Raw genomic sequence first — 15,124 nt, 5'->3', positions numbered from 1 at the left:
CCGGTCTGACCTGATAAGCAGCCTTCAAAACCTAAGTTTTATGGAGTTTCCAATGTCCGAAAACGGCACCGAAGCCGCACAGGCGCCGCAGATCAAAATGAACGTGCTGACCCAGTTTGTCCGCGACATGTCTTTCGAAAACATCCTCGCGCAGAAAGGTGCCTCTGGTCAGGCGCAACCTGACGTACAGGTGCAGGTGAATCTGGATGCCAAAAAACGTCCGGTGGATCATCAGTTCGAAGTCGCGATCAAGTTGAACATCACGTCGAAGAACAAAGACGACGACACCGAAATGTTCATTCTCGAACTGGACTATGCCGGCGTTTTCCACGTCGAAGGTGTTCCAGAAGATCAGTTGCACCCGTTCTTGCTGATCGAATGCCCGCGCATTCTGTTCCCGTTTGTACGCCGTATTGTGTCGGACGTGACCCGTGACGGTGGCTTCCCGCCGCTGAACCTCGACAACATCGATTTTGTCGCTCTGTACCGTCAGGAAATCGCGCGCCGTCAGGAAGAACAAAGCCAGCCGGTCAACTAAGATCTAAAGCGCTGCCCTTTCGGGCGGCGCTTATCCCAGCTTGGACCAGAGTGCGTCCTCGCCCATCTTTTCCACAAACTCCTTGTGAGCAGCTTCTTCCTCGGGCGTCAGTCGCGAGGCAAGTTCCTGCGGCCGCTTTGTAGGGCGCCAGTCATCCTGCATTGAGCCACTTGATGATTTGCCCGCTGTACCTGACGCAAGCACAAGATCCGGCTGACGGCCCCCTATCAGTTCAAGGTAGACTTCGGCTAGAATCTCTGAGTCCAACAAGGCGCCGTGCAACGTCCGCGAGGAGTTATCGATACCAAAACGCCGACACAGAGCATCCAAAGTTGCCGGTGACCCCGGAAACTTAGTGCGCGCCATCGCCAGCGTATCCAGAGAGCGGTTCATCGGGATTTCCGGCAGACCGAGCCAGCTTAGCTCTGCATTCAGAAACTTCATGTCAAATTTTGCATTGTGAATGACCAGCGTGCTGTCATTGCCAATGAAATCTAGAAATTTCTGGCCGAAGGCCTTGAACACCGGCTTATCAAGCAACGTCACTTCACCCGGTTCTGCCGCGCGTGGTTCAGCCAGAAGGTCAGGCCCGATCCCATGAACACCAAAGGCTTCGTCAGGCATCCCGCGTTCAGGATTGATATAGACGTGAAACGTTTCGCCCGTCGGTAGGTGGTTGTACAGCTCGATCGCACCGATCTCGACAATCCGGTCGCCTTTGAACGGATCAAAACCGGTTGTTTCGGTATCAAGTACGATCTCACGCATTTGCCAATTGCCCCCTGATGGTTGAAACGATCTTCTCCACCTGCATGCGCGCGTGGTCAAGCGTATCCGTAAGAACAACATAGTCCGAGCGGGCCACTTTGTCGTCATTCGGCATTTGCTTAGAGAGAATTTGCGCTAACTGGGCTTCGCTCATCGTGCCTCGCGCCAACACCCGCTCACGTTGGAGTTCCGCGGGAATAGAGACGCATACGACGGCATCCATTGCCGCATCACCGCCGGTCTCAAATAGGATCGGGATGTCAAAGACGAGAATGTCGGCCTTTGTGTTTTTGACAAAGGCCGCGCGGTCCTGCGCCACAAGCGGATGGACAACTGACTCGATCTTGCCGAGCAAAGAGGGGTTCGTTTGGATGGCCTCGCGCAAGTGATCCCGCGACACGGCGCCATCAACAATCGCACTAGGGCAAATCGCGCTCATTGGAGCAACGGCCGCTCCACCTTGTGAATAGAGCCGATGCACAGCCGCATCCGCATCCCAAACCGCGCAGCCCTGTTCAATGAACATTTGTGCTGTGGTGGACTTGCCCATGCCAATCGAACCGGTCAGTCCCAGCTTGAAGGTCATGCCAGCACCGCGCGTCGTGTTGCCAAATCCACCGTGGGTCGTTGACCAAACCAACGTTCAAATCCCGGAACAGCCTGATGCAGCAACATGCCGACACCGTCCACGGTTGCGCAGCCCTTAGCAGCGGCGGTTTCAAGCAAAGGTGTGCGCAGAGGCGTGTAAACCAGATCGGTGACCAACGTGCCTGGCCGTAGACCATCAAGGGGCACGCGAAGCTCGGCCTTACCCGCCATTCCGAGAGATGTGGTGTTCACCAGGGTTTGTGCTTCTTCGATAATGTTGCCGGCTTGTACCCACTCGAAAACCTTAACCCTTGCGCCAAAATCTTCTCGCATTTTGTCGCTGCGCACCCGCGTCCTATTGGTCAACAAAATTTCAGGCACGCCAGCATCCAACAAGGAAGACACGACCGCGCGGGCTGCTCCGCCTGCGCCCAACACGACCGCAGGTCCGGCCTTGGGGTCCCAATCCCGGGCACCTTGTCGCAGATTTTCGATAAAGCCATATCCATCGGTGTTGTCGCCCAGAATGCTGCCGTCATCGCGGAATGTCAGAGTGTTCACAGCACCAATCAAGGTTGCGCGATCCGTGATTTGATCGACATATTGCATTACGCGTTCTTTGTGCGGGATCGTCACGTTGCACCCAACAAAGCCCATTTTTGGCATCGCCTTCAACACATTGCCCAAATCATCGGCCTTAACCTCGAGTGGCACATAGTGGCCGGGCAACCCCATTGTTTTTAACCAATGCCCATGCAGTACCGGTGACTTGGAGTGCGCAATGGGATCACCAATCACTCCGGCAAGTGGAATAGAAGCCAGTGTCATTTCTCAAGATCTCCTCGCAGCGTCAGATACGACAGTATTTCGACAAGTGGCATGCCAAGAACCGTAAAGTAATCACCATCGACTTTTTCAAACAGCCGAACGCCTTCTTCTTCAAGCTTGTAGGCGCCAACCGAATGCTGAATGCTGTCCCAATTCCGATCAAGATAGCCTTGAAGGTACGCGTCACTGAACTGGCGCATAAACAGACGCACGACACCAACAAATCGCCAGACCGGCTGACCGTTTTCATATAGCACCGCAGCCGAATGCAACATATGCCGTTCACCCCGAAGCTGCTGCAATTGGTCTCGCGCCGCCTCTATGCTTGCCGGTTTTGAAAACACCTTACCCTTAAAATCCAGCACCTGATCACAGCCCAAAACCAACGCCCCAGGCATTTTCGCGCTGATCTTGCGCGCCTTCGCTTCGGCCAAAGCGTCCGCAATATCTCTGGGTGACGCTGCCTCCGCTTCGAGCCCACGTTTGATCATTTCTTCGTCCACGCGGCCCGGGTTGGTTTCAAACACCACCCCCGCATTGTGAAGCAATGTGGCGCGGATTTCTGACCCAGAGGCCAAAACAAGTTTTGCAGACATGTGGATAACTCCGTGGACGGATTGTCCTGAACAATGCGTATTCTTTCTGGAAAGATGTGCGAGATTTTGCAAGCGGTGGATTCATTCCTGTCGCCAAGACTTCATTCAGCGATTCCCGCACAGTGGATGGGGACAACTTCTGAGATGGGGAAGACTCGACTTTCTCTAATCCATCCGCAGAGTTATCCCCAGATTCACAAAGAACTTCATCTTTCTAAATATTTGAAAAATATAGATTTTGTAGAAAGCACTCAAGGCTGTTCAAAACCTGTTTGGTGTTTTTCCCACCGTGGATAAATGCAGGGAAAAACCAGTAATCCACAGAAAACAGTTCCCCAACAAAATCATCATCCTTTTCTATATTTCTTTATTTATTTAGAGAGGACGTCAGGCCATCGAGAGAACGAAAGCATGGAATACTTCCTTGTCGATATCTATCCGTACGTTTTGTCCCTGCACATCATGGCGGTCATTTCGTGGATGGCTGGGATTTTCTATCTTCCGCGGCTTTTCGTGTATCATGCTGAGCGTGCTGAGAAGGGTGACAATCTTGACGAAACTCTCAAGATTATGGAGTTCAAACTTCAGCGTTACATAATGGCGCCTGCAAGTGTGGTGGCATGGATTGCTGGTTTAACACTGGTGTTCACGCCTGGAATCGTCGATTGGACTGCCGTTTGGCCATACACGAAAGCTTTTTGTGTGATTGCCATGACGGTGTTTGATCACTGGTTGATGATCATGCGGAAAAAATTTGCGAGAGATGAAAACACTCTGACTGGCCGGCAATATCGTATGATGAACGAAGTGCCGACTGTTCTGATGGTGGTGATTGTTCTTTCTGTCGTCGTGAAGTTTTAACCTGAATTGACTCAGATCGACTCAGAGCTTAGATAATGTCACAACTGGCCCGTCCGGGTCACGTGTCTTCCATGCACTAGAACCGCGAACCGTCCATACTGGGCGGCCACAGGATATTTCCATGACACAAGAAAAGCTCGCTCTTGGCGATCTGAAGGCGAAAAGCCCAAAAGACCTTCTGGCAATGGCCGAGGAGCTCGAAATCGAAAACGCATCCACGATGCGCAAAGGCGAGATGATGTTCCAGATTCTGCGCGAACGTGCAGACGATGGTTGGGAGATCTCTGGCGACGGCGTGCTTGAGGTGCTTCAGGATGGCTTTGGCTTCCTGCGGTCTCCCGAGGCGAACTATCTGCCAGGTCCCGATGACATCTATGTCAGCCCTGAGATGATCCGTCAGTTCTCTCTGAGGACCGGTGACACCATTGATGGAGTTATGAAGGCTCCAGAGGACAACGAGCGCTATTTCGCGCTTACAGGCGTTGCTCACATCAACTTTGAGTCGCCTGAGAAAGCGAAACATAAAATCGCCTTTGATAACCTCACGCCGCTTTATCCGGATGAACGTCTGAAGATGGAGATCGAGGATCCCACCATCAAAGATAAATCCGCGCGTGTGATCGACCTGGTTGCGCCGATTGGTAAAGGTCAGCGTTCCCTGATCGTTGCGCCACCGCGGACCGGTAAAACCGTGATCCTGCAAAACATCGCGCATTCCATCGAAGCTAATCACCCCGAGTGTTATTTGATCGTTTTGCTGATCGACGAACGTCCGGAAGAGGTGACAGACATGCAGCGCTCCGTGAAAGGTGAGGTTATCTCCTCCACCTTTGATGAACCCGCAACGCGTCACGTGGCTGTATCCGAGATGGTGATCGAAAAAGCCAAGCGCCTTGTCGAGCACAAACGAGATGTTGTGATCCTTCTGGATTCGATCACAAGACTTGGTAGGGCGTTTAACACTGTGGTGCCGTCCTCCGGTAAAGTTCTGACCGGTGGTGTCGACGCCAACGCCTTGCAACGACCGAAACGTTTCTTCGGTGCGGCCCGTAACATCGAAGAGGGCGGTTCGCTCACCATCATCTCCACCGCGCTGATCGACACCGGTTCGCGCATGGACGAGGTGATCTTCGAAGAATTTAAAGGCACGGGTAACTCCGAGATCGTGCTCGACCGCAAAGTCGCTGACAAACGAGTCTTCCCGGCGATCGACATTCTCAAATCCGGCACGCGGAAAGAAGACCTGCTGGTTGACAAGGGCGATCTGGCCAAGACCTTTGTATTGCGCCGCATCCTTAACCCGATGGGCACCACCGATGCCGTGGAATTCCTGCTTGGCAAACTCAAGCAGACCAAAACCAACTCCGAGTTCTTTGACTCGATGAACACCTAAGGGATCTGCGATGGCCTTCGTGCCTGACACAATCTTCGCCTTAGCAACGGCCCCCGGTAAAGCGGGGGTCGCTGTCGTTCGTGTGTCCGGTTCTCGGGTCGCTGAAACGGGCAGGGCACTCTTTGGCGAAATGCCCGCACCGCGCTTTGCGTCTTTGAAATTGCTCAAAGATCGAGAAGGTCGCCGTCTGGATCAAGCGCTGGTGTTGTATTTCGAAAAAAAGGCCAGCTTCACCGGCGAGGAAGTTTTGGAACTGCACTTGCACGGTTCAACCGCCGTTGTGAATGCGGTCTTGCGGGAGCTTTCCGAGTTGGATGGGTTGCGTCTGGCCGAGGCTGGTGAATTCACACGTCGCGCATTGGAAAACGGCTGTCTTGATCTTGCTCAGGTCGAAGGCCTTGCTGACCTGATTGACGCAGAAACCGAAGCCCAACGCCGTCAAGCACTCCGCGTTCTGTCCGGCGACCTTGGCAACCTCGCGGGAAAATGGCGCACCGATCTGATCCGCGCGGCCGCTTTGATCGAGGCCACTATTGATTTTGCCGACGAAGACGTTCCCGTCGACGTGACACCTGAAGTCACCGAGCTTTTGACTGGTGTGGGTACAGAACTCGACAAAGAAATCGCAGGCGTTGATACTGCCGAACGCATCCGTACCGGTTTTGAAGTTGCGATCCTCGGAGCGCCCAACGTCGGCAAATCCACCTTGCTCAACGCGTTGGCAGGGCGGGAAGCCGCGATCACCTCTGAATTTGCCGGCACCACCCGCGACGTGATCGAGGTTCGTATGGAACTCAACGGCTTGCCGGTGACCTTGCTGGATACCGCGGGACTGCGGGAAACCGATGACCATGTCGAAGGCATCGGTATCCAACGCGCTCGCGAACGTGCTGAGGCCGCCGATCTGCGCGTCTTTCTTAAATCGGACGGAGAGGAGCCGGATTTTACACCTTTGCCGAACGACGTGCTCCGCGCTGCCAAAGCTGACACTCTGTCTGACCCTCAAAATGCCATCTCCGGCAAAACTGGTTTTGGCGTGTCCGAACTCGTGGCGGAGATCACTGAGAAACTTTCCGAGCAAGCTGGACGCTCTGGCGTCGCGACGCGTGAGCGCCATCGCGTTGCTATGAAGCGTGCATCGGAATCTTTGGGCGCCGCTCGTGCGGTTCTCGCGTTAGGACCTGACCATTATGATATTGGAGCAGAAGAATTGCGCACCGCGATTCGAGCGCTTGATTCAATCGTCGGTCATGTCGACGTTGAAAACCTGTTGGATGAAATCTTTTCGAGCTTTTGCATCGGCAAATAGCACCGAGGGAAGGGAGTGTTTCACGTGAAACATTTTGACGTCATCGTCGTCGGAGGCGGCCACGCAGGCGCAGACGCTGCCGCTGCCGCCGCGCGTATGGGCGCGCAAACCGCCCTTGTAACATTGAAAAAGTCCGGCATCGGCGTGATGTCCTGCAACCCGGCCATTGGCGGCTTGGGTAAAGGCCATCTTGTTCGTGAAGTCGATGCGCTGGATGGCGTTATGGGCCGGATCGCGGACAAAGCGGGCATCCAATTCCGTCTGTTGAACCGGCGCAAAGGTCCAGCAGTGCAGGGGCCGCGTGCGCAATCTGACCGCAAAATCTACCGCACAGAGATGTTGGCGGAGATTGAAGCCACGCCCAACTTGACCATCATTGAAGGCGAAGCCACAGACTTTCGCATGGAAGACCAGGCTGTACGCGGTGTGATCCTCTCGGAAGGATCGGAAATTTCTGCCCACGCGGTGGTTCTCACAACGGGAACCTTCCTTCGTGGCGTAATTCATATCGGCGACGTGTCGCACTCCGGTGGACGCATGGGTGACTACGCGTCGGTCAAACTGGCTGAACGCATCGACAGCTTCGGACTACCGCTTGGTCGCCTGAAGACCGGCACCCCTCCGCGCCTGAACGGAAAAACCATCAAATGGGATTTGCTCGATAGCCAACCTGGCGACGACGAGCCGGTGATGTTCTCTTTCCTGAACAAGCGACCGACCGCACGTCAGATTGCTTGTGGCATCACACACACCAACGCCAAAACCCACGACATAATTCGCGAAAACCTCGACCGTTCCGCCATGTATGGTGGGCACATCGAAGGTGTTGGGCCACGGTATTGCCCGTCTATTGAAGACAAGATTGTTCGCTTCGCGGACAAGGATTCGCATCAGGTCTTTTTGGAGCCAGAAGGCTTGGACGATCACACCGTTTACCCTAACGGTATTTCCACTTCCTTGCCCGTCGACGTTCAAGAAGACTATGTACGCTCGATCTATGGTCTTGAAGTTGTGGAGATCCAACAGCCCGGTTACGCGATCGAATACGACTATGTCGATCCGCGGGCTTTGGATGCTGCCTTGGGAGTCAAAGGCGTGCCTGGCTTGTATCTTGCGGGGCAGATCAATGGAACCACAGGATATGAAGAAGCCGCCGCGCAAGGCCTTGTCGCCGGTTTGAATGCTGCCTTGTCTGCACAGGGCAAAGAACCGCATCACTTTAGCCGTTCTGATAGCTATATTGGTGTAATGGTAGATGATCTCATCACTCGAGGCGTGAGTGAACCTTATCGCATGTTCACCTCCCGCGCCGAATTCCGCCTGTCGCTGCGCGCGGACAACGCGGATCAGAGACTGACCCCGATTGGAGAAAGTCTGGGTTTGATTGGCGATGTGCGGAAACGCCTGTTTGGTCAAAAGCAAGAGAAATTGAACTCTGGACGCGCACTGTTGGAAAAGGCCGCTCTGACACCGAAAGAGATCAACGCCGCTGGTATTACGGTAAATCAGGATGGAAACCGTCGTACCGCGTTTCAGGTTTTGGCATTCCCAGAGGTTGGTTTTGACGACCTTCTTCCTTTGGATAAGGCGTTTTCTTCTGTGGAGCCCGAAATCCGTGGCCAACTTGAAAAAGACGCACTTTATGCCAACTACATCGAACGCCAAAGGCGTGATGTGGAGGCGATGAAACGGGATGAAAGTCAGTTGATCCCCTCTGATTTCGACTTTGACCGTATTGAGGGACTTTCAAATGAACTCAAAAGTAAGCTGAATGCGGCGCGCCCAGCCAATTTGGGACAGGCCGGGCGTTTGGATGGCATGACGCCCGCCGCTCTAACGCTTCTTCTTGCCAAACTGCGCCAAGCAAAACGGGATAAATCAGCGTAATGACCGATGCGGATCGCATTCTCGGCACGCTCGATGTTTCACGTGAAACATCTGAGCGGCTCAAAACACTGGCAGAGATCCTTGTTAAGTGGAATCCACGGATCAATCTTGTATCCAAATCCACGATCTCCGAGCTTTGGACGCGTCACATATTGGATTCCACACAGGTGTTTTCCCTTTCATCAACGGGAACGCCCCATTGGGTCGATATCGGAAGCGGGGGAGGCTTTCCGGGTTTGGTCATTGCCTTGATGTGCGATGAGCCTGGAGCGCCCGAAAAGGTCACTCTAATTGAATCGGATCAACGAAAATGTGCGTTTTTGCGTACGGTATTGCGAGAAACCGGTGTGCAAGCCACAGTTCTTACCGAACGGATAGAACAAGCTGATCCTCAAGGCGCCACGGTTCTTAGTGCGCGCGCGCTTGCTGATCTATCCCTCCTATTTGAATTTTCTGAACGACATTTGGCTTCGAATGGCGTCGCATTGTTCCCGAAAGGGGCTAATTGGAAAAAAGAAGTCACGTCCGCAAAGGAATCGTGGTCTTTTCAAGTGGATGCCGTTCAAAGTAAGACAGAGCAACAGGCAGTCATTTTGAAGATCGGAGAGCTCCAACGTGTCTGATCCATCGCGCCCCAAGGGCCCCAAGATCATCGCAGTAGCCAATCAAAAAGGCGGCGTTGGCAAAACGACAACCGCTATTAACCTCGCGTCTTCGTTGGCAGAAGAGGACTGTAAAGTGCTTTTGGTTGACTTGGACCCGCAAGGGAACGCTTCGACTGGTCTTGGCGTTGATGTCGAGGACCGAGAATACACGACATATGACTTGATATTGGGTGAAGTTGATCTCGACGAGGTAATTCAAACATCCAGTGTCGCCGGCATGTCCATTGTGCCAGCTACCGTCGATCTAAGTTCTGCCGACATTGAGCTGATGTCGAATGAAAAGCGCAGCTTTCTCTTGCATGACGCCCTACGTCAGACCGCAATGGACAATTTTGGCTTTGACTACATTCTGATCGACTGCCCACCGTCTTTGAACCTTTTGACCGTCAACGCGATGATCGCGTCGGATTCGGTTTTGATACCACTGCAAAGTGAGTTTTTTGCATTGGAGGGCTTGTCCCAATTGATGCTGACTGTGCGCGAAGTTCGTCAAACGGCAAACGCATCTTTGCGAATTGAGGGGATTGTTCTTACGATGTTTGATTCCCGCAATAATTTGTCTCAGCAGGTCGAACAGGACGCGCGGGACAATCTGGGGGATCTGGTTTTTGAGACCAAGATCCCTCGAAATGTTCGCGTTTCTGAGGCGCCTTCCTTCGCGCAGCCCGTGACGGAATATGATCCCGGGTCCAAAGGTGCAGAGGCATACCGAGATCTTGCCAAAGAGCTTTTGGGCAAACACCTAAACAGAGCGGCGTAGTAGGGGGCACGGAATGGCAGAAAAGAAAAAGACACGCGGTTTGGGCCGTGGTTTGAGTGCCTTAATGGCGGATGTTACTGAGGATAACACTCGCCAAAAAACGCAAGAGGCCGCTCGACGGCCGGATATGGTGGTGCCGATTGAAAGAATCGTCCCAAACCCAGACCAGCCGCGACGAGATTTTACGCCTGATCAGCTCGAGGAACTTGCGAGTTCGATCAAAGAAAAGGGTGTCATCCAGCCTTTGATCGTTCGCAAAAAGGGAGCCAATCAGTTTGAGATCGTCGCCGGTGAACGTCGTTGGCGTGCATCACAGATGGCTCAGTTGCACGAACTTCCAATTGTTGTGCGGGAGTATGACGATACTGAAGTTCTGGAAATTGCTATCATCGAAAACATTCAACGGGCGGACCTGAACCCAGTTGAAGAGGCGATGGGATATCGTCAGTTGATGGAAAAATTCGGGCACACACAGGAAAAACTTTCAGAGGCGCTTGGTAAAAGCCGCAGCCACATCGCCAACTTGATGCGGTTGTTGAACTTGCCTGATGATGTCCTCGGTTATCTGAAATCCGGCGACCTGTCCGCTGGTCATGCGCGTGCATTGATTACATCTGACGACGCGTCCGAGCTGGCCAAAAAGGTTATCAAGGGTGGTTTGTCTGTACGTCAGACCGAACAGTTGGCCAAAAAAACGGGCTCTCTCGTCGAGCAAAACAAAAAATCTCGACCCAAGACCCACAAGGACGCCGATACGGTCGCGCTAGAAGGCGATATTTCGGCGAATTTGGGTATGAAAGTCAGCGTAGATCATGTATCCGGCGGAGAATCTGGAAAAATTACCGTTACTTATCAAACGCTTGATGAGCTTGATGAATTGTGCCGAATTCTGACCGCTAGCCGTTAGGCCGCGTCCAGATGAAAAAAAGTACCGCGCTCAAAACCACCGCTTGAATGACCAAAACGGTGGTTTTGACGCCAAAAACCAGAGAAATGCAAAAAACGACCAGTATGGACAGTGTTGCTGCCCTTTTGGCGCTTGGGCGGATTGCACCGTTGCGATTCCAATCTTCGATCATCGGTCCAAAGGTCCCGTGCGACAAAAGCCAATTGTGAAGCCGCTCGGAGGACCGTGCAAAGCAAAACGTGGCCAGCAACAGAAAAGGGACTGTCGGCAGGAGAGGCAGTACAACGCCAATCAAACCGCACCCAAGAGCAAGAAGGCCACCGATCAACCAAACAATGCGCATCAGTCGGCCAACAGTTCGGCCAAGACGGAATTCAACACCATCCGCCCTTGCGGCAAAACACGAAGAGTGTCCGCTTGATGATCGATCATGCCGAGATCGATTAGGTTCTGCATTCGCGGGCCTTCCAATGACTGACGGGACAGTGCTTCATAACGTGTTATGCTCACACCTTCTGTCAATCGAAGGCCCATCAGCAAAAATTCAGCGGCTTGTCCATCAAGTGGGATTTTTTCCCGGAGACTCTCGCCGTTTCCGGACTCGGTCATTTCCAGCCACTTGTTTGGGTTGCGCCAGTTTTCAACGGCATAACGTTGGCCGTTCAATGTCATTCTGGCGTGTGCCCCAGGGCCGATGCCGACGTAGTCGCCATACCGCCAGTATATCTTGTTGTGGCGGGATTCCGAACCCACGGAGGCATAATTCGAAACCTCGTAGGGCAACATGCCCGCGTCAGCGCAGATTTCCTGAGTGGCTTCGTACATGTCTGCGGCGAGGTCATCTTCAGGCAGACCACGAAGCTTTCCGCGGGCGTAACGGTCGCCGAACGCCGTGCCTTGTTCCACTGTAAGTTGATAGAGGGACAAGTGATCAATTGCCATCGACAAAGCTTCCCGAAGCTCCAATGTCCATCCTTCAAGCGTTTGGTCCTGACGGGCGTAGATCAGATCAAAACTGACCCTGTCAAAAGTTTTTCTTGCAATTTCAAATGCTTGTCTGGCCTCATCCACCGAGTGGATGCGACCCAATCGCTGAAGATCCCGATCGTTTAAAGCCTGAATGCCCATTGAGATCCGATTCACACCGCCGTCTCGGAATCCGGCAAACTTTCCCGCCTCCACAGAACCCGGGTTCGCCTCAAGGGTGATTTCCATGTCATTTGACGTTGGCCAAAGCTGGCGAACGCGTTCCAAAATCGCGGCGACGACATCGGGGTCCATTAAACTCGGAGTACCACCGCCGAAAAAAACGGTGTTCAGTACTCGTCCGGAGGTTTCGGCTGCTACTCTGTCCAACTCGACCAAATAGGCTCTAAGCCAGCGTGATTGGTCGATCTCGCGGCTTACGTGGCTGTTAAAGTCGCAATAGGGGCATTTGGCTTGGCAAAACGGCCAGTGGACATAAAGCCCAAAGCCGCCGTTCTGCCAATCTTCACTCAAAACAGCCCTTAACAAAGGCCTGCACCGCGCGTCCGCGATGGCTGATCTTGTTTTTTTCCCACCTATCCATTTCGGCAAAGGTCACATCGTAGCCTTCGGGAACAAACATTGGATCATAGCCAAAACCGTCCTTGCCGCGCATCGGCCAGACCAGATGTCCTGGGGCAACGCCTTCAAATACTTCGTCATGTCCGTCAGGCCATGCAAGAACCAAAGTGGACCGAAATTGTGCCAATCTGGGGTGGGGCGCGTTGACGGCCTCCAGCTCATTGTTGGCGCGCGTCATGGCCATGACAAAATCACGACCATTGCCAGTCTCAGCCCAATCCGCGGTGTATACACCGGGAGCGCCGCCAAGCGCGTCAATCGTGATCCCACTGTCATCCGACAGAGCAGGCAGGCCAGTTGCCTGTGCGGCTGCGTGCGCCTTGATGCGTGCGTTTCCGACAAAAGTGTCTTCAGTTTCTTCCGGTTCGGGAAGATCCATGTCTGCCGCACCGACCACACTCACACCAAAGGGCTCAAGCAGGTGGATCATCTCCTCCAGCTTGCCCTTGTTGTGGGTCGCCATAAGCAACTTTTTGTCGGTAAACTTGCGGGTCATGCGGTTGCTGCCTCCTGCGCGGCAACCAGCTCGGCCACACCTTTTTCCGCCAAATCAATAAGTTGGTTCATTTGGTCCCGCGAATAGGTCGATCCTTCAGCTGACATTTGAGTCTCAATCATTTGACCATTGCCGAGCATGATAAAGTTGCCGTCAACGCCTGCTTCGCTGTCTTCCGGATAGTCCAGATCCAGCACGGGTTGGCCTGCATAGATGCCACAGGAAACCGCCGCTACCGGCGAAATCAAAGGGTCAGTTTTCACGTCGCCGGCTTTCATCAATGCATTTACGGCAAGACGCAGGGCGACCCATCCGCCGGTGATTGATGCGCAGCGTGTGCCACCGTCCGCCTGGATCACATCGCAGTCTACGGTGATCTGACGTTCGCCAAGCGCAACGCGATCGACACCGGCCCTCAAGGAGCGACCGATGAGCCGTTGGATTTCGACGGTGCGACCGCCTTGTTTTCCGGCAGTGGCTTCACGGCGCATGCGCGAAGAAGTCGAACGTGGAAGCATCCCGTACTCCGCTGTCACCCAGCCGAGTCCGGAGCCTTTGATAAATGGCGGAACGCGCGCTTCCAAAGATGCGGTACAGAGCACGTGCGTATCGCCCATCTTGATCAGGCATGACCCTTCGGCATGTTTTGTGACGTTGGTTTCAATCGACACATCACGCATTTCGTTAAGCTGACGACCGGAAGGGCGCATGGGCAATATTCCTTTTGCTGTTTGGCAAAGGCATACGCGCGCGGGCAGGGTGGGGCAAGCCCGTTCCCCCAACTTACAAGCACCTGATTGACCTTGGCGCTCTGTCCCTTTTAATGGTCAGTCAGAGGCAAAAATCCATGACAGACAGCACAACACTTTTTGACGAAATGAACGATCGCTCTCGCGAAGTGTTTCGCCGCGTGGTGGAGGGCTATCTGGACACGGGTGGCCCCGTCGGTTCCCGCACACTTACGCGATCCCTTTCAGAAAAGGTCAGTGCCGCGACAATCCGCAATGTGATGCAGGATCTGGAGTACATGGGGCTCTTGGATAGCCCGCATGTATCAGCCGGCCGCATACCGACGCAGATGGGTTTGCGTATGTTTGTCGATGGCCTGCTTGAGGTTGGCGACCTCGACACCGGTGATCGCCAGAAGATTGACGCCACCATGGGGGACACGGGAGGCGATGTCGGATCGATGCTGGATCGCGTATCTACAGCCCTGTCCGGTGTCACACATGGAGCCTCTCTGGTGTTGGCGCCTAAACACGAAGCGCCCATCAAGCATATCGAATTTGTTTCGCTGGCTCACGACCGCGCTCTTGTGGTGCTGGTCTTTGCGGATGGTCACGTCGAAAACCGTTTGTTTACTCCACCCGTCGGACAGACTCCGAGCTCTTTGCGCGAAGCCGCCAATTTCCTCAATGCGGTTGCAGAGGGTCGCACGCTTTCAGAATTGCAATCTGCGGTGCGAAAGGAAATTCAGGCTCGGCGACAGGAGATAGATACGCTGGCGAGAGACATGGTGGAAAGCGGGTTGGCCCTTTGGGCTGACGGCGAAGAGCAACCTGAGCGTTTGATCGTAAGGGGCCGATCAAATCTTTTGGGTGCAGAGGAGGATGAGGAAGACCTTGATCGAATCCGTACCCTCTTTGATGACCTGGAACGTAAGCGTGACATTGCCGATTTCCTGCAGCTTGCCGAAGAAGGCGACGGTGTGCGCATTTTTATTGGCTCAGAGAACAAACTTTTTTCACTTTCGGGTTCCTCTTTGGTGGTTTCCCCTTATATGAACGCTGATCGAAAGATCGTGGGCGCGGTCGGGGTCATCGGACCCAAGCGCCTGAACTATGGACGTATCGTGCCGATTGTGGATTACACGGCACAGCTGGTCGGAAAACTCCTCTCCGACCGCGGTTAGAGGTGCAT

At 53.7% G+C, this 15,124-nt stretch carries 17 protein-coding genes; 9 read left to right on the top strand and 8 right to left on the bottom strand.

Going from position 1 to position 15,124, the window contains the following annotated elements; all coding sequences use genetic code 11:
* The first annotated feature begins 52 nt into the window (after positions 1-52).
* Positions 53-538 carry a protein-export chaperone SecB gene (gene secB / locus BM069_RS11810; protein WP_093324145.1) on the top strand — a complete coding sequence of 162 codons (486 nt, stop codon included), beginning with the start codon at positions 53-55 and terminating at the stop codon, positions 536-538.
* A gap of 30 nt (positions 539-568) precedes the next feature.
* On the opposite strand, the gene dnaQ is transcribed toward secB, so the two are convergent.
* Genes dnaQ through BM069_RS11790 form a run of 4 tightly spaced genes read right to left on the bottom strand, consistent with a single transcriptional unit; the run spans position 569 to position 3,318 of the window.
* Positions 569-1,306 (bottom strand): DNA polymerase III subunit epsilon, encoded by a 738-nt coding sequence (gene dnaQ, locus BM069_RS11805; RefSeq protein WP_093323921.1) that lies wholly within the window; start codon positions 1,304-1,306, stop codon positions 569-571.
* Entirely contained in the window at positions 1,299-1,892 is a 594-nt protein-coding gene (gene coaE / locus BM069_RS11800; protein ID WP_093323919.1) for a dephospho-CoA kinase, read from the bottom strand. Before coaE ends, dnaQ begins: the two co-directional genes overlap by 8 nt.
* On the bottom strand, positions 1,889-2,722 hold the full coding sequence (locus BM069_RS11795; RefSeq protein WP_093323918.1) for a shikimate dehydrogenase: 834 nt from the start codon (positions 2,720-2,722) through the stop codon (positions 1,889-1,891). Before BM069_RS11795 ends, coaE begins: the two co-directional genes overlap by 4 nt.
* On the bottom strand, positions 2,719-3,318 hold the full coding sequence (locus BM069_RS11790) for a Maf family protein (protein ID WP_093323916.1): 600 nt from the start codon (positions 3,316-3,318) through the stop codon (positions 2,719-2,721). Before BM069_RS11790 ends, BM069_RS11795 begins: the two co-directional genes overlap by 4 nt.
* Positions 3,319-3,729: 411 nt before the next feature.
* Between BM069_RS11790 and BM069_RS11785 the strand changes: the two genes are divergently transcribed.
* The 7 genes from BM069_RS11785 to BM069_RS11755 all read left to right on the top strand — a co-directional run bounded on the left by BM069_RS11785 (position 3,730) and on the right by BM069_RS11755 (position 11,100).
* Complete coding sequence (locus BM069_RS11785; protein WP_093323914.1) at positions 3,730-4,179, top strand: CopD family protein; 450 nt, start codon at positions 3,730-3,732, stop codon at positions 4,177-4,179.
* A gap of 121 nt (positions 4,180-4,300) precedes the next feature.
* Positions 4,301-5,572 (top strand): transcription termination factor Rho, encoded by a 1,272-nt coding sequence (rho, locus tag BM069_RS11780; protein WP_093323912.1) that lies wholly within the window; start codon positions 4,301-4,303, stop codon positions 5,570-5,572.
* A gap of 10 nt (positions 5,573-5,582) precedes the next feature.
* On the top strand, positions 5,583-6,881 hold the full coding sequence (gene mnmE, locus BM069_RS11775) for a tRNA uridine-5-carboxymethylaminomethyl(34) synthesis GTPase MnmE (protein WP_093323910.1): 1,299 nt from the start codon (positions 5,583-5,585) through the stop codon (positions 6,879-6,881).
* 24 nt (positions 6,882-6,905) lie between these two features.
* Positions 6,906-8,768 (top strand): tRNA uridine-5-carboxymethylaminomethyl(34) synthesis enzyme MnmG, encoded by a 1,863-nt coding sequence (gene mnmG / locus BM069_RS11770; RefSeq protein WP_093324144.1) that lies wholly within the window; start codon positions 6,906-6,908, stop codon positions 8,766-8,768.
* Entirely contained in the window at positions 8,768-9,391 is a 624-nt protein-coding gene (gene rsmG, locus BM069_RS11765) for a 16S rRNA (guanine(527)-N(7))-methyltransferase RsmG (protein ID WP_093323908.1), read from the top strand. The genes mnmG and rsmG overlap by 1 nt, the downstream gene beginning before the upstream one ends.
* Positions 9,384-10,193 (top strand): ParA family protein, encoded by an 810-nt coding sequence (locus BM069_RS11760; protein ID WP_093323907.1) that lies wholly within the window; start codon positions 9,384-9,386, stop codon positions 10,191-10,193. The genes rsmG and BM069_RS11760 overlap by 8 nt, the downstream gene beginning before the upstream one ends.
* A gap of 13 nt (positions 10,194-10,206) precedes the next feature.
* Entirely contained in the window at positions 10,207-11,100 is an 894-nt protein-coding gene (locus tag BM069_RS11755; RefSeq protein WP_093323905.1) for a ParB/RepB/Spo0J family partition protein, read from the top strand.
* On the opposite strand, the gene BM069_RS11750 is transcribed toward BM069_RS11755, so the two are convergent.
* The 4 genes from BM069_RS11750 to rph are packed head-to-tail and all read right to left on the bottom strand — an operon-like array spanning position 11,090 to position 13,914.
* Positions 11,090-11,443 carry a YbaN family protein gene (locus BM069_RS11750; RefSeq protein ID WP_093323904.1) on the bottom strand — a complete coding sequence of 118 codons (354 nt, stop codon included), beginning with the start codon at positions 11,441-11,443 and terminating at the stop codon, positions 11,090-11,092. The genes BM069_RS11755 and BM069_RS11750 overlap by 11 nt on opposite strands.
* Positions 11,443-12,600 (bottom strand): radical SAM family heme chaperone HemW, encoded by a 1,158-nt coding sequence (gene hemW, locus BM069_RS11745; RefSeq protein ID WP_093323902.1) that lies wholly within the window; start codon positions 12,598-12,600, stop codon positions 11,443-11,445. The genes BM069_RS11750 and hemW overlap by 1 nt, the downstream gene beginning before the upstream one ends.
* On the bottom strand, positions 12,593-13,204 hold the full coding sequence (rdgB, locus tag BM069_RS11740; RefSeq protein WP_093323900.1) for an RdgB/HAM1 family non-canonical purine NTP pyrophosphatase: 612 nt from the start codon (positions 13,202-13,204) through the stop codon (positions 12,593-12,595). The genes hemW and rdgB overlap by 8 nt, the downstream gene beginning before the upstream one ends.
* The gene (gene rph / locus BM069_RS11735) at positions 13,201-13,914 is read right to left on the bottom strand and encodes a ribonuclease PH (protein ID WP_093323898.1); all 714 of its coding nucleotides are present in this window, start codon (positions 13,912-13,914) and stop codon (positions 13,201-13,203) included. The genes rdgB and rph overlap by 4 nt, the downstream gene beginning before the upstream one ends.
* A gap of 137 nt (positions 13,915-14,051) precedes the next feature.
* On the opposite strand from rph, the gene hrcA reads away from it, so the two are divergent.
* On the top strand, positions 14,052-15,116 hold the full coding sequence (hrcA, locus tag BM069_RS11730) for a heat-inducible transcriptional repressor HrcA (RefSeq protein ID WP_093323896.1): 1,065 nt from the start codon (positions 14,052-14,054) through the stop codon (positions 15,114-15,116).
* Positions 15,117-15,124 lie beyond the last annotated feature (8 nt).

Origin of the sequence: Shimia haliotis, from assembly GCF_900114415.1 — a bacterium.
Classification (GTDB): domain Bacteria; phylum Pseudomonadota; class Alphaproteobacteria; order Rhodobacterales; family Rhodobacteraceae; genus Shimia; species Shimia haliotis.
This window is presented reverse-complemented; position numbering and strand designations above follow the sequence as displayed.

Bases quoted from the DNA above. Each gene is read 5' to 3' on its own strand.
- dnaQ (WP_093323921.1), bottom strand. From the start codon at position 1,306: ATGCGTGAGATCGTACTTGATACCGAAACAACCGGTTTTGATCCGTTC.
- BM069_RS11785 (WP_093323914.1), top strand. From the start codon at position 3,730: ATGGAATACTTCCTTGTCGATATCTATCCGTACGTTTTGTCCCTGCAC.
- rsmG (WP_093323908.1), top strand. From the start codon at position 8,768: ATGACCGATGCGGATCGCATTCTCGGCACGCTCGATGTTTCACGTGAA.
- rho (WP_093323912.1), top strand. From the start codon at position 4,301: ATGACACAAGAAAAGCTCGCTCTTGGCGATCTGAAGGCGAAAAGCCCA.
- hrcA (WP_093323896.1), top strand. From the start codon at position 14,052: ATGACAGACAGCACAACACTTTTTGACGAAATGAACGATCGCTCTCGC.
- BM069_RS11790 (WP_093323916.1), bottom strand. From the start codon at position 3,318: ATGTCTGCAAAACTTGTTTTGGCCTCTGGGTCAGAAATCCGCGCCACA.
- BM069_RS11795 (WP_093323918.1), bottom strand. From the start codon at position 2,722: ATGACACTGGCTTCTATTCCACTTGCCGGAGTGATTGGTGATCCCATT.
- coaE (WP_093323919.1), bottom strand. From the start codon at position 1,892: ATGACCTTCAAGCTGGGACTGACCGGTTCGATTGGCATGGGCAAGTCC.
- rdgB (WP_093323900.1), bottom strand. From the start codon at position 13,204: ATGACCCGCAAGTTTACCGACAAAAAGTTGCTTATGGCGACCCACAAC.
- BM069_RS11755 (WP_093323905.1), top strand. From the start codon at position 10,207: ATGGCAGAAAAGAAAAAGACACGCGGTTTGGGCCGTGGTTTGAGTGCC.
- BM069_RS11750 (WP_093323904.1), bottom strand. From the start codon at position 11,443: ATGCGCATTGTTTGGTTGATCGGTGGCCTTCTTGCTCTTGGGTGCGGT.
- secB (WP_093324145.1), top strand. From the start codon at position 53: ATGTCCGAAAACGGCACCGAAGCCGCACAGGCGCCGCAGATCAAAATG.
- mnmE (WP_093323910.1), top strand. From the start codon at position 5,583: ATGGCCTTCGTGCCTGACACAATCTTCGCCTTAGCAACGGCCCCCGGT.
- rph (WP_093323898.1), bottom strand. From the start codon at position 13,914: ATGCGCCCTTCCGGTCGTCAGCTTAACGAAATGCGTGATGTGTCGATT.